Source organism: Campylobacter sp. LMG 17559, from assembly GCF_024723605.1.
In the GTDB taxonomy this organism is placed as follows: domain Bacteria; phylum Campylobacterota; class Campylobacteria; order Campylobacterales; family Campylobacteraceae; genus Campylobacter_D.
Genome location: NZ_JANQCZ010000016.1, coordinates 1 through 12,594, shown reverse-complemented (window position 1 = coordinate 12,594; position 12,594 = coordinate 1). Strand labels below are relative to the sequence as shown.

Here is a 12,594-nt window from a genome sequence, read left to right as displayed (position 1 = left end):
TATGTTTAAAATAATTGATTTAGAACAATATAAAAGAAAAGAACATTTTAACTTTTATACTCAAAATATTCCTTGCTCGTTTGAAATTACTGTTAAATTAGATATTAGTTCTTTTTATTATTTTATTAAAAACAATAATTATGAATTCTACCCTTGTTTTATCCACACTATTAGTAAAAGTATAAATGCTTTTGATAATTTTAAATTTAGTTTAGATCAAAACAAACAACTAATATGTTATGATATTATCCATCCTTCTTATACTATTTTTCATAAGGACTCTAAAACTTTTTCTGTTCTTTGGACTTTCTATAAAGAAAATTTAAATGATTTTTTATCTTTATATGAAGAGGATAAACAATTAATAAGAAACGATAAAAGTATGTTTTTAAAAGAGCCTATAGATAATCTTTTTAATATTTCTGCCATTCCTTGGGTGGCTTTTGAGAATTTTTCTTTACACTTGCCAAAAAAAGAGCAGTATTTCTTTCCTATTATAACAAGTGGAAAGATTATAAAAGAAAATAAAAAAATTCTCATTCCTTTTAGTATTAATGTTAATCATGCCAGCAATGATGCTTATCACATTTATTTGTTTTTAGAAAAACTCCAAGAAAACCTTAATAGTTTATAATTTTATAAGTAAAATTTAGATATTATCCAAAGTTTATTATTTTATTAATGAAAGGAATTACTGTGCCAACCATAAATCAATTGGTTAGAAAAGAGCGCAAAAAAGTTTTAGAAAAATCTAAATCACCAGCGCTTAAAAATTGCCCACAAAGAAGGGGAGTTTGTACTAGGGTTTATACAACAACTCCTAAAAAACCAAACTCAGCGTTAAGAAAAGTTGCCAAAGTAAGACTTACAAGTGGCTTTGAAGTTATTAGTTATATCGGTGGTGAAGGTCACAATCTACAAGAACACAGCATCGTTTTAGTGCGTGGTGGTAGGGTAAAAGACTTACCAGGTGTTAAGTATCACATTGTTCGTGGTGCCTTAGATACTGCAGGTGTTGCAAAAAGAACTGTTTCTCGTTCTAAATATGGTGCAAAACGCCCTAAAGCAGCAGCTAAGTAATAAGATTGCAGACAAATCCGTTAGATTTGATTTTGTTTGAGTAAAATTATAAATTTGAAGGAAAATTATGAGAAGAAGAAAAGCTCCGGTAAGAGAAGTCTTGCCAGATCCGATTTATGGAAATAAAGTAATCACAAAATTCATTAATTCTTTAATGTATGATGGTAAAAAAAGCACAGCTACTACTATTATGTATGGTGCTTTAGAAGCTATCGATAAAAAAGGTGGAGAAAAAAAAGGTATAGAAATTTTTAATGATGCTATTGAAAATATTAAGCCTTTATTAGAAGTTAAATCTCGTCGTGTTGGTGGTGCTACTTATCAAGTTCCAGTAGAAGTACGCCCAGCTAGACAACAAGCTTTAGCTATAAGATGGATTATTTCTTTTGCTAGAAAAAGAAGTGAAAGAACTATGATTGAAAAATTAGCAGCTGAATTATTAGACGCAGCTAATAGTAAAGGCGCTTCATTTAAGAAGAAAGAAGATACTTATAAAATGGCAGAAGCTAATAAAGCATTTGCTCATTATCGCTGGTAAGAGGAGTAAAACATGTCAAGAAGTACTCCTTTAAAAAGAGTTAGAAATATAGGTATTGCAGCTCACATTGATGCTGGTAAAACAACTACTAGTGAAAGAATTCTTTTCTTTACAGGTATGAGTCATAAAATTGGCGAAGTACATGATGGTGCAGCTACAATGGACTGGATGGAACAAGAAAAAGAAAGAGGTATTACAATTACTTCTGCTGCTACAACTTGTTTTTGGAAAAATCACCAAATCAACCTTATAGACACTCCAGGCCACGTTGACTTTACAATCGAAGTTGAAAGATCAATGCGTGTTTTAGATGGTGCTGTTGCAGTATTTTGTTCAGTAGGTGGAGTTCAACCACAATCAGAAACTGTTTGGAGACAAGCTAATAAATATGGTGTTCCAAGAATTGTTTTTGTAAATAAAATGGACAGAATTGGTGCAAATTTCTTTAACGTGGAAGAGCAAATTAAAAATCGCTTAAAAGGTAACCCAGTTCCACTTCAAATTCCAATTGGTGCTGAAGATAATTTCAAAGGTGTGATTGATCTTATCACTATGAAAGCTTTGGTATGGGAAGATGAAAGCAAACCAACTGATTATGTAGAAAAAGAAATTCCAGCTGAGCTTAAAGAAAAGGCTGAAGAATATCGTGTAAAAATGATAGAAGCGGTTTCTGAAACAAGCGATGAATTAATGGAAAAATATTTAGGTGGTGAAGAGCTTACTCAAGAAGAAATCAAAGCAGGCATTAAAGCAGGATGCTTAAGTCTTTCTATGGTTCCTATGCTTTGTGGTACGGCTTTTAAAAACAAAGGTGTTCAACCATTGCTTGATGCTGTTGTTGCTTATTTACCAGCTCCTGATGAAGTTGCTAATATCAAAGGTGAGTATGAAGATGGTACAGAGGTTTCTGTAAAATCAACTGATGATGGTGAATTTGCAGGTCTTGCATTTAAAATTATGACTGACCCTTTTGTTGGGCAATTAACTTTCGTTCGTGTATATAGAGGAAGTTTAGAAAGCGGTTCTTATGCGTACAACTCAACAAAAGATAAAAAAGAAAGAATTGGCCGTCTTTTGAAAATGCACTCCAATAAAAGAGAAGAGATTAAAACTTTATACGCAGGAGAAATCGGAGCAGTTGTTGGTCTTAAAGACACACTCACTGGTGATACTTTAGCAAGTGAAAAAGATAAAGTTATTCTAGAAAGAATGGATTTCCCAGATCCTGTTATTTCAGTTGCTGTTGAGCCTAAAACAAAAGCAGATCAAGAAAAAATGTCTATTGCTTTAAATAAATTAGCTCAAGAAGATCCAAGCTTTAGAGTTTCTACAGATGAAGAAAGCGGTCAAACTATCATCTCAGGTATGGGCGAGCTTCACTTAGAAATTATTGTTGATAGAATGCTTCGTGAGTTTAAAGTTGAAGCAGAAGTTGGTCAACCTCAAGTTGCTTACCGTGAAACTATTAGAAAAACAGTTGAGCAAGAATACAAATACGCTAAACAATCAGGTGGTCGTGGTCAGTATGGTCATGTATTCTTAAGACTTGAGCCACTTGAGCCAGGTAGTGGTTATGAGTTTGTAAATGATATCAAAGGTGGGGTAATTCCAAAAGAATATATTCCAGCAGTTGATAAAGGTGTTCAAGAAGCATTGCAAAACGGTGTTTTAGCAGGATATCCTGTTGAAGATGTTAAAGTAACTGTTTATGATGGAAGTTACCACGAAGTGGATTCTTCTGAAATGGCGTTTAAACTTGCTGCTTCTATGGGCTTTAAGGAAGGTGCTAGAAAAGCAGGTGCGGTAATCTTAGAACCTATGATGAAAGTTGAAGTTGAAACTCCAGAAGAATATATGGGTGATGTTATTGGAGATTTAAATAAACGTCGTGGTCAAGTAAATTCAATGGATGAAAGAGGTGGTAATAAAATTATTACAGCATTTTGTCCTTTGGCTGAGATGTTTGGTTACTCAACTGATCTTAGAAGTCAAACTCAAGGCCGTGCTACTTATTCTATGGAATTTGATCACTATGATGAAGTTCCAAAAAACGTTTCTGAAGAAATTATCAAAAAAAGAAATGGTTAATCTATCAAGATGAGCAAAAAGCTCATCTTGAATTATTTATGTCCTTTTGAATTAATTAAATTAATTATTCCTTCATTAATTTCATATGCTTTTCCAAAACCTTTAACATATCTTCCATTTTTTAGTATCAGCTGAAATAAATGAAAATCTTTCATATTTTTAATGACTTGGATTATTTCTTTATTGTTTTCATTTTCATAAGTATTTAATACTTGCTCAAAGAGTTGATTATCTCTTGTTATTTCTACACTCTCTACTCTAAATTTAAGTCTTTTTCTTGCAAAGATTGACACGCAATCTTTTTCATCTTCTATAAACATAATTTCTATGTTTTTATTATTGTATTTTACTCCTTCAAAGTGTTCAGCAATTTCACTAATATAAATATAAATATAAAAGTCATTTTTAATTTTTATAATAGGTGTATATGAACATATGGTTTGATTATTTAAATTTAAAGAAGATATCATAATGCTTTTGCATTCTTGTATAAATTGATTGATTTCATCGTGTAATTGCATATATTTTCCTTGTAGGTTAGAATGGATAGGTTAAGGACTATGTGAGAGCAAAAAGAAGAGTTTGTTTACTCTTCTTCATCAGTATTTTTGCGTACAACTTTAATGCGTTCTATACTATTTCCATCCATCTTTTTGACTTCATAGTAGCAGAATTCATCTTCTATTCTATCTCCAACTACTGGTAAGCGTCCTAAAAGATTGAAAACATATCCACCTATAGTGACTTGCTCTAATTCCTCATTAAAGCGTATATCAAGCATTTCTTCTACTTCGCTAATTTCATATCTTCCTTGAAATTCATAAATGTTTTCTGCAAGTTTTTTAAAATGTGGACTAGAATCATCATGCTCATCGTTAATATCTCCAACGATTTCCTCCATAATATCTTCCATGGTTAAAAGACCGGCTGTACCACCATATTCATCTACTACTAATGCTGTGTGTACTTGTTCTTTATTCATCATGAAAAGAACTTTGGATATGCTGATATTTTCTGGAACTAAGATCATTTTGATTAAAAAATCATCTAAATTTTTCTTATCTTTGCTAAGTTCATTTTGCATGATGTCTCTAATGTGTACCATACCCAAAATGATATCTTTAGAACCATCTATATATGGAAAGCGTGTATGTTTGTATTGACAAACTATTTGCATATTTTCTTCGTAGCTTTTTTGTTTGTTAAGACATATCATATCTTTTCTAGGTGTCATGATTTCTTTTGCTACTGTATCTGAAAAATCAACAGCATTGCGTATGATTTCAGTTTCAAACTCATCCAGTATTCCACCTTTTTGGCTTTCACTTGCAATAAATTTAATCTCTTCTTCAGAGTGGCTTAATTCATGTTCTTTAGCAGGTTTAATACCTATAACTTTTAAAGAAATTGCAGCTAAAAAGTCAAATGTTTTGATAAAAGGTAAGAAAAGCAACCAAAATAAATGCAATGGTCTTGCAATCCATAAAACAGCTTTATCTGCAATAGCGATAGCAACACTTTTTGGAACTAATTCACCTAATACAACATGTAATAATGTGATAATAGCAAAAGCAATAATAAATGCTATGGTGTGAATTAATGCCGGAGCTAAGCCTAAATTTGCCAAAGGAACTTCAAGAATTTTAGCAATAGCAGGTTCACCTATCCAACCAAGAGCAAGAGAGCTTAGTGTAATACCAAGTTGGCAAGCACTTAAATAAGTATCTAGTTTTGAGGTTACTTCTAAAGCTTTTTTTGCATTACGTTTTTTTTCTTTTACCATTTCTTCAAGTTTTGATCTACGTACTTTAACAATAGCAAATTCAGATAAAACAAAAAATCCATTTAAAAGCACTAAAGCTAATGCAACAAGAATCATAAAAGTAGAATAGCCTACATCAATTGAGGCAACAGCGGGTAATGTTTGATTTAAGTCTAAAGATTGACTGGGGTCCAAAAAAACTCCTTTAATAAAATTTTTGCAAAATTATATCAAATCAAAACTATAAAATTAGCTTAAAATAAATGATATATTTTAAATTAATTTAATGTTTTCTGTATTCAATATTTTTTTCAAATTCATCTAAGCGCTTATAAATGCTGCGCAATTGCGTGATAGTTGTCCAGTTGGTGATGAAAATACTAAATGAAGATCTAACTTGATCAAAAGCATTGCCAACTTGTATGATAATTCCAAGTTGTATAAGTCCTAAAAACAAGCTTGGAGCCATGATTAAAAAAGGCACTATAACCATGATTTGCTCAAATAAATAAAGCCATATATTAAAATATCCATAATGCAAAAATAATCTTTTATAATTGATTTTAAGTCCAGTAAATAAACTTAAAATACTTTCATCGCTCGCATAATTTTTTCTATCATCTTCAGCAAAAACAAGTTCTTTTCTAAAAGCAGCTTCGGCTTTTTGATTATTATATTCAAGACCAGGTAATTTAATACCAACAAACCATGATATAACAAGACCTCCCAAAGAAACCAAAAATGCAATCCATACTAAAGAACCATTAATATCTTTTAAGATAGGTAAATTAACGTGCGCACTTAACATCCATAAAATTGGCACAAAAGCAATTAAAGTCATAATTGCCTTAACAAAAGCCAATCCTAAGCTTTCTATGATTTTTGAAAAATTATAAATATCTTCTTGAATTCTTTGTGAGCTACCTTCTATATTGTCATCTTTTTTTTGCCAAAATTTAATATAATCAAAAGTCATAGCCTCACGCCATTTAAAGGCATAAATACTTCCAAAATATTGTGTGATAGTAGCGATTAATACATAAGGCAATGCTAAATATAAAAATTGCTTAATAAAATGATAAAAGTCATCTATGCTGTGATTTTTTGCATCTTGTAAAACATCATAAAATTCTTTATACCATTCATTTATTGCAACATTAATGGAAGTTTGAGCGAGTAAAGAAGCTAGCAAAAAAAACAAACCCAAATAAGCCCACAATGCCCATTTTTTTGAATAAAAAAAAGATTTAAACATTTAAATTTCTTTTAACATTTTTTCATAGTGTTTTATTGTATGTTTTTTTGCTTTAAAAATTATGCTAAAAATCACAATAAAACAACTCGCAACTAAAAATCCAGGGATGATTTCATAAATTGCTATAAAATTTGAGCCAAAATGTTTATAAAATATAACAGTTAAAGCTCCGCTAACCATTCCAGCTATAGCACCTTCTTTGCTCATATTTTTATAAAATAAAGAAAATAAAATAACACTTCCAAAACTAGCACCAAAACCAGCCCAAGCGTAAGAAACTATACTTAAAATTTGACTTTGAGTATCAAGTGAAAGTATAAAGGCTACACATGCAACAGCTAAAACACCTAGACGTGATAATAAAGTAATATTTTTATCATTTGTTTTTCTTTTTAAGATTTGTGTATAAAAATCTTGCACCAAGCTAGAAGCGCATACTAGTAGTTGAGAACTCGCAGTGCTCATTATAGCTGCTAAAATTGCACTGAGTAAAATTCCTGCCACCCAAGGATTAAAAAGCACTTGAGACATTACAATAAATATTCTTTCAGGGTCATTTAAAGTAAGATTAAATTTGGCTATATAAGCAATACCTAAAAATCCTATCATAGCAGCACCAAATAAAGAAATTACCATCCAAGTTATACCTATAAAAGTTGCAGTAGGAATTTCTTTTATATTTTTTATAGAAATAAAGCGGATTAAAATGTGAGGTTGGCCAAAATAACCAAGCCCCCATGCTAGGGTCGATACTACGACTAGCCAACCACCACCATCTAAACCAAAGGCTTGGGGTTTTACATCATTTATAGTAGAAAAGGCTTCACCAAAGCCACCAAGTTCAAAAATCATCACAAAAGGAATGATGATTAATGAGCTCATCATTAAAAGTCCTTGAATCATATCAGTCCAGCATACGGCTTTATAACCACCTAAAAAAGTATATAAAACAATAACTAAAAATCCAATGCTTAAAGCAAAAATATAAGGTAAATTAAATACGCTTTCAAAAAGCTTAGCGCCACTTACTAATCCAGCGCTAATGTAAATAGTAAAAAATACTAAAATAACTATTGCGCAAATGCTTCTTAAAATATGCTTATCATCATGAAAGCGACTTTCGAAAAAATCAGGAATTGTAATACATTCTTTGGCTATTTGAGAAAAAATCTTTAATCTTTTAGCAACAAAAGTCCAGTTCAAAAACATACCAAAGCTTAAACCTATGGCTATATAAATTTGTCCCAAACCAGCTGCATATAAAGCACCAGGAAAAGCCATTAAAAGCCAACTACTCATATCAGAAGCACCTGCACTTAAGGCAGATATTACAGGCCCCATGGAAGCATTACCAACAAAATAATCTTTACTGTTTTGATTTTTTTTGTAAAAATACAAACCTATAAAAAGCATTAAAAATGCATAGGTAATAAAAGTAATAACAATAGGATAAGAAAGTTCCACACTTTGTAAATTCATAAGTGTCCTTAAAAAATTTAAAAAACTATCATTTTACTTGTTTTGGTTTAAAAAAACATTATAAAAATATTATTTTTATAATTTAAAATATATTTAAATGATGTAAATATCTAAAATATTATTTTTTATCGAAAATATTTTGTATATAGATGAGATTAATCTACGATAACAATTAAAATATATTTATCTTAACCAAAAGTAAAATTACGACGTTTAGCGAAAGTAGTAGTTGAATTTATACTTAAATTAATTTCAATAAATAAAATTTTGCTAAAATTTTATATTAATTAAAGATAATACTTAAACAATTATAGTATATAAAAAGATTGCTATTGTATAATTTAATACTAAAAAAAATAAAAACAAAGTTCTTTTTTTATGTTTTAATAAATATTGTATAATAATATCTGAATTTTATTTTTTTATGAAAAAAGGTTGTTTAATATGAAAGAATTTGAAGTAGAAAGTAAATCTATTGTAGATATATTTAGTAGTAATAATATTTACAAAATACCAAATTATCAAAGACCATATAAATGGGAAGATGAGCAGGTTGAACAATTATTTGATGATATATATGAAGCATATAAAAATAACCAGTATGATGAAGGAGAAAATTATTTTTTAGGCTCTATAGTTGTTACAAAACAATCAAGTGATAATTATGAATATGAAGTAATTGATGGGCAACAAAGAATTACTACATTAATGATATTATTTTGTGTTTTGAGAGATTGTTTTAAAAATATCAATGAAGAATATAAAAATCCAGATGATATAAACATACAAAGAATTGAACAATGTATATACATAAACAATCATTTTCAAAGATTAAAATTTTCACAAAATCCACAATATAAAAACGATTTTGATTTATTATTTTTAAATAATAATAATAATAATATACAAAGTTTTAAAAAACCTAGTAAAAAAGAAATAAAATTAGATGACCCTAAATTTAAATATAAAAATACAGCTGTGATAATTTATGAAAAATTAAAATGCTTATTAGATATAAATCAAGATGAAATTAATAACTTTGTTAATTATCTTTTTAATAAAGTATTATTGATTAAAATTATTTGCAGTAATTTAAATACCGCAATTAAATTATTTCAAACGATTAATGATAGGGGTCTTGATTTAACCCAATTAGACTTAATTAAAAGTATTTTAATAAATAAAATATACGAAGAAAATAAAGATGATTTGCAATACGCTAAAAACGAAGAAAATTCATTTGTTATGGTTTGGAAAGAAATTGAAACTATATTATCCAAAACAGGTGATTACCAAAAGATATCTATGGAAAATATGTTTACATTATTTGGGTATTTCTTGCTAGGTAGTAATCCTAAAAAATCATTGCATGTAGAATTAGAAAATCAATTCAAAGGAAAAACAACTAAAGAAATTATTGATGAATTTAAAAATTTTTGTGATGAATATGTAAATGATTTGTTTAATAATAATAACAAAATTGTAAATTCTTTTTGGTATTTACCATGGACAATACATCCTATAGCAGTTATAATGACTTCTTTGCATACCAAATATAAAGATCATTTAAAATTGTTAATTTTACTTAGAAAATTTTATTATTTATATTGGATTGCTGGTTACACTTTATCAAAAATAAAACAAATATCTTTTCAATTAATAAATATGATAAAAGACAATAAAGATATATTAGAAATAAATGAAATTTTAGTAAATAAATATAATAAAGACGAAGTAGAAAAGAAAGCTGTGGAAAATATATTAAATAAAGATATATATAATCATAATAAATGGATTAAACCATTACTGATTTTAATAGAATATAATCAAGATGATAGCGAACAAAGAGAATTTATTGATTTAGAACAAGCTCATATAGAACATATATTACCAAAATCATATGAAAAATTTTATCCTCATATAAATAAAGAGATTGCTGATAATTATTTAAATAGCTGTTGTAATTTAACATTATTAAAAGATAAAAAAAATATAGATGCTGGTAATAAACCATTTGATAAAAAAATAGAAATTTATAAAGGCGAGGGAAAAGATAAAAAGCAAAGCTCTTTTTTAATTACTCAAATAATTATAAACAATTATGAAAAAAAAGAAATAACACAATGGAATGAAGATTCAATGAAAAATAGACGAAAATGGTTTTGTAATGAAATAGAAAAATTATTTAGTATAAAAATAAAGGAAAATAAATGAAAAATCTTTTGATTATAGGTGCAGGTGGTGTAAGTCGTGTTGCGACTGTAAAATGTGCAATGAATAGTGATATTTTTAGCAAAATAACCCTAGCAAGTAGAACTAAAAGTAAATGTGATGAAATAGCAGCTTTTATAAAAGAGCGTTTAGGTGTAGAAATTCAAACTGAGCAAATAGATGCAGATGACACTGCTGCTGTTGTAGAACTTATCAAAAAAACAGGAGCTGAAATTTTACTAAATGTAGCTTTACCTTATCAAGATCTTACTTTAATGGATGCGTGTATTCAAACTAATATCCACTACGTAGATACTGCAAATTATGAACATCCTGATTTAGCTAAATTTGAATATAAAGAACAATGGGCAAGAAATGATAAATTTAAACAAGCAGGAATTTTAGGACTTTTAGGTAGCGGTTTTGATCCAGGTGTTACTAATGTATTTTGTGCTTATGCACAGCAAAATTTGTTTGATGAAATTCATTATATAGATATATTAGATTGCAATGCTGGAGATCATGGCTATGCCTTTGCAACTAATTTTAACCCTGAAATTAACTTAAGAGAAGTTTCTGCTAAAGGTCGTTACTGGGAAAATGGAAAATGGATAGAAACTGCACCTATGGAAATAAAAATGGAATGGGATTATCCTGAAGTAGGGGTAAAGGATAGCTATTTACTTTATCATGAGGAGCTTGAAAGCTTAGTAAAAAATATCAAAGGTTTAAAAAGAATAAGATTTTTTATGACTTTTGGGCAAAGCTATTTAACTCATATGAAATGTCTTGAAAATGTTGGTATGCTAGGTATTAAGCCTGTTATGCATCAAGGCAAAGAAATAATACCAATAGAATTTTTAAAAACACTACTTCCTGATCCTGCTAGTTTAGGCCCTCGCACTAAAGGTTATACTAATATAGGTTGTGTGATTCGTGGTGTAAAAGATGGAAAAGATAGACAAGTTTATATTTACAATGTTTGCAATCACGAAGAGTGCTTTAAAGAAACTGGAGCGCAAGCTGTGAGTTATACTACCGGAGTTCCTGCAATGATAGGAACAAAGTTAATTGCTAAAGGAATTTGGCAAGGAAAAGGTGTGTTTAACATGGAAGAATTTGATGCTAAACCTTTTATGGATGAGTTAAATACTCAAGGACTTCCTTGGAAAATTATAGAAATGGAGCCAAATTTAGGAAAGTAATCTCAAGTCTTTTTTTTGACTTGAGAAAGTTTCAATAATGACACAATTATTATTAAGTATAGATTGGACACCTTTTTTAGTTTCCATAAAGCTTTCTATTATTACTTGTATAATTTTGTTTTGTTTTTGCATACCTCTTGCTTGGGTTTTTACTTTTAAGCAATTTAGAGCAAAAAAAATTCTAGAAACCATAATAACCTTACCTTTGGTTTTACCACCATCTGTTGTTGGTTTTTACTTGTTGATTTTGTTTTCAAAATACTCTTTTTTGGGTAATTTTTTAGAAAAACACTTTAATATCACTTTAGCTTTTACCTTTGAAGGTTTAGTGATAGCAAGTTGTATTTATTCTTTACCTTTTATGTTTAATCCTTTATATAATGCAATGTCTATGATTTCTAAAAATATTATAGAAGCTAGTTTTTCTTTGGGAAAAAATTCTTTCATCACACTTTTTAAAGTAATCTTACCTAGTATTAAACCAGCTATATTAAGTGCTTTGGTGATAAGTTTTGCACATACTATGGGTGAGTTTGGTATAGTATTAATGATAGGCGGTTCTTTAAGCGGAGAAACAAAAGTAGCTAGTATTGCTATATATGAAAGTATGGAAAATTTAGATTTTACCACAGCCCATATTTATAGTCTCATACTATTAATTTTTAGTTTTATTGTTTTACTAAGTGTGAATCTTCTTAATAAACAAAAAAGATAATATACTTAATCCATTTATTGTTTTCAAGTATTTTGAGTATAAATTTATCTAAATCAAGGTTTATCTTTAATTGTTTGTATTCTCTTTTACTTTCTTATTTATTATCTATATTTAAGATATTATTTTCTTTATATTTGACACGAATTTTTTCATATTTTATAATAACTCATATTCTATCATTTCCCACTATTTTTCTAAAAATTTACCACATGTTATAAACCAATATCCATAGTCCTTTTTTTACCCCCCCCCCTTTTTTTT

The 12,594-nt window shown here is 28.8% G+C and carries 11 protein-coding genes; 7 read left to right on the top strand and 4 right to left on the bottom strand.

From position 1 onward, the window contains the following. Position 1: 1 nt before the first annotated feature. The 4 genes from CAMP5082_RS07330 (at position 2) to fusA (ending at position 3,706) form a co-directional block, all read left to right on the top strand. Positions 2-634, top strand: coding sequence for a CatA-like O-acetyltransferase (locus CAMP5082_RS07330; RefSeq protein ID WP_337206342.1), 633 nt, complete (start codon positions 2-4; stop codon positions 632-634). Between the two features lie 62 nt (positions 635-696). Further along, positions 697-1,080: a 30S ribosomal protein S12 gene (gene rpsL, locus CAMP5082_RS07325; protein ID WP_012661187.1), complete on the top strand. Its 384-nt coding sequence runs from the start codon at positions 697-699 to the stop codon at positions 1,078-1,080. A gap of 67 nt (positions 1,081-1,147) precedes the next feature. Next, positions 1,148-1,618 carry a 30S ribosomal protein S7 gene (gene rpsG / locus CAMP5082_RS07320; protein WP_012661188.1) on the top strand — a complete coding sequence of 157 codons (471 nt, stop codon included), beginning with the start codon at positions 1,148-1,150 and terminating at the stop codon, positions 1,616-1,618. A gap of 12 nt (positions 1,619-1,630) precedes the next feature. After that, entirely contained in the window at positions 1,631-3,706 is a 2,076-nt protein-coding gene (fusA, locus tag CAMP5082_RS07315; RefSeq protein ID WP_263664231.1) for an elongation factor G, read from the top strand. 32 nt (positions 3,707-3,738) lie between these two features. Here the strand turns inward: fusA and CAMP5082_RS07310 are convergent, their stop codons facing one another. From CAMP5082_RS07310 to putP, 4 genes are all read right to left on the bottom strand, one after another. Continuing rightward, positions 3,739-4,227 (bottom strand): pyridoxamine 5'-phosphate oxidase family protein, encoded by a 489-nt coding sequence (locus CAMP5082_RS07310; protein ID WP_337206341.1) that lies wholly within the window; start codon positions 4,225-4,227, stop codon positions 3,739-3,741. A gap of 65 nt (positions 4,228-4,292) precedes the next feature. Beyond that, positions 4,293-5,663: a hemolysin family protein gene (locus CAMP5082_RS07305; protein WP_337206340.1), complete on the bottom strand. Its 1,371-nt coding sequence runs from the start codon at positions 5,661-5,663 to the stop codon at positions 4,293-4,295. A gap of 88 nt (positions 5,664-5,751) precedes the next feature. Beyond that, complete coding sequence (locus tag CAMP5082_RS07300; protein WP_039617759.1) at positions 5,752-6,723, bottom strand: putative transporter; 972 nt, start codon at positions 6,721-6,723, stop codon at positions 5,752-5,754. After that, entirely contained in the window at positions 6,724-8,202 is a 1,479-nt protein-coding gene (gene putP / locus CAMP5082_RS07295) for a sodium/proline symporter PutP (RefSeq protein ID WP_337206339.1), read from the bottom strand. A 444-nt stretch (positions 8,203-8,646) separates the two neighbouring features. Between putP and CAMP5082_RS07290 the strand changes: the two genes are divergently transcribed. From CAMP5082_RS07290 to modB, 3 genes are read left to right on the top strand one after another with little or no spacing between them, the layout of a single operon-like run. Continuing rightward, positions 8,647-10,416 (top strand): DUF262 domain-containing protein, encoded by a 1,770-nt coding sequence (locus tag CAMP5082_RS07290; RefSeq protein WP_337206338.1) that lies wholly within the window; start codon positions 8,647-8,649, stop codon positions 10,414-10,416. Next, complete coding sequence (locus CAMP5082_RS07285) at positions 10,413-11,618, top strand: saccharopine dehydrogenase family protein (protein ID WP_337206337.1); 1,206 nt, start codon at positions 10,413-10,415, stop codon at positions 11,616-11,618. The genes CAMP5082_RS07290 and CAMP5082_RS07285 overlap by 4 nt, the downstream gene beginning before the upstream one ends. 37 nt (positions 11,619-11,655) lie before the next feature. Beyond that, positions 11,656-12,333, top strand: a complete 678-nt coding sequence (modB, locus tag CAMP5082_RS07280; RefSeq protein WP_263679660.1) for a molybdate ABC transporter permease subunit — start codon at positions 11,656-11,658, stop codon at positions 12,331-12,333. The last annotated feature ends 261 nt before the right edge of the window (positions 12,334-12,594 follow it).

Coding starts and splice junctions, on each gene's coding strand:
- CAMP5082_RS07300 (WP_039617759.1), bottom strand. CDS start 6,723: ATGTTTAAATCTTTTTTTTATTCAAAAAAATGGGCATTGTGGGCTTAT.
- fusA (WP_263664231.1), top strand. CDS start 1,631: ATGTCAAGAAGTACTCCTTTAAAAAGAGTTAGAAATATAGGTATTGCA.
- CAMP5082_RS07330 (WP_337206342.1), top strand. CDS start 2: ATGTTTAAAATAATTGATTTAGAACAATATAAAAGAAAAGAACATTTT.
- putP (WP_337206339.1), bottom strand. CDS start 8,202: ATGAATTTACAAAGTGTGGAACTTTCTTATCCTATTGTTATTACTTTT.
- CAMP5082_RS07285 (WP_337206337.1), top strand. CDS start 10,413: ATGAAAAATCTTTTGATTATAGGTGCAGGTGGTGTAAGTCGTGTTGCG.
- modB (WP_263679660.1), top strand. CDS start 11,656: ATGACACAATTATTATTAAGTATAGATTGGACACCTTTTTTAGTTTCC.
- CAMP5082_RS07310 (WP_337206341.1), bottom strand. CDS start 4,227: ATGCAATTACACGATGAAATCAATCAATTTATACAAGAATGCAAAAGC.
- CAMP5082_RS07290 (WP_337206338.1), top strand. CDS start 8,647: ATGAAAGAATTTGAAGTAGAAAGTAAATCTATTGTAGATATATTTAGT.
- rpsG (WP_012661188.1), top strand. CDS start 1,148: ATGAGAAGAAGAAAAGCTCCGGTAAGAGAAGTCTTGCCAGATCCGATT.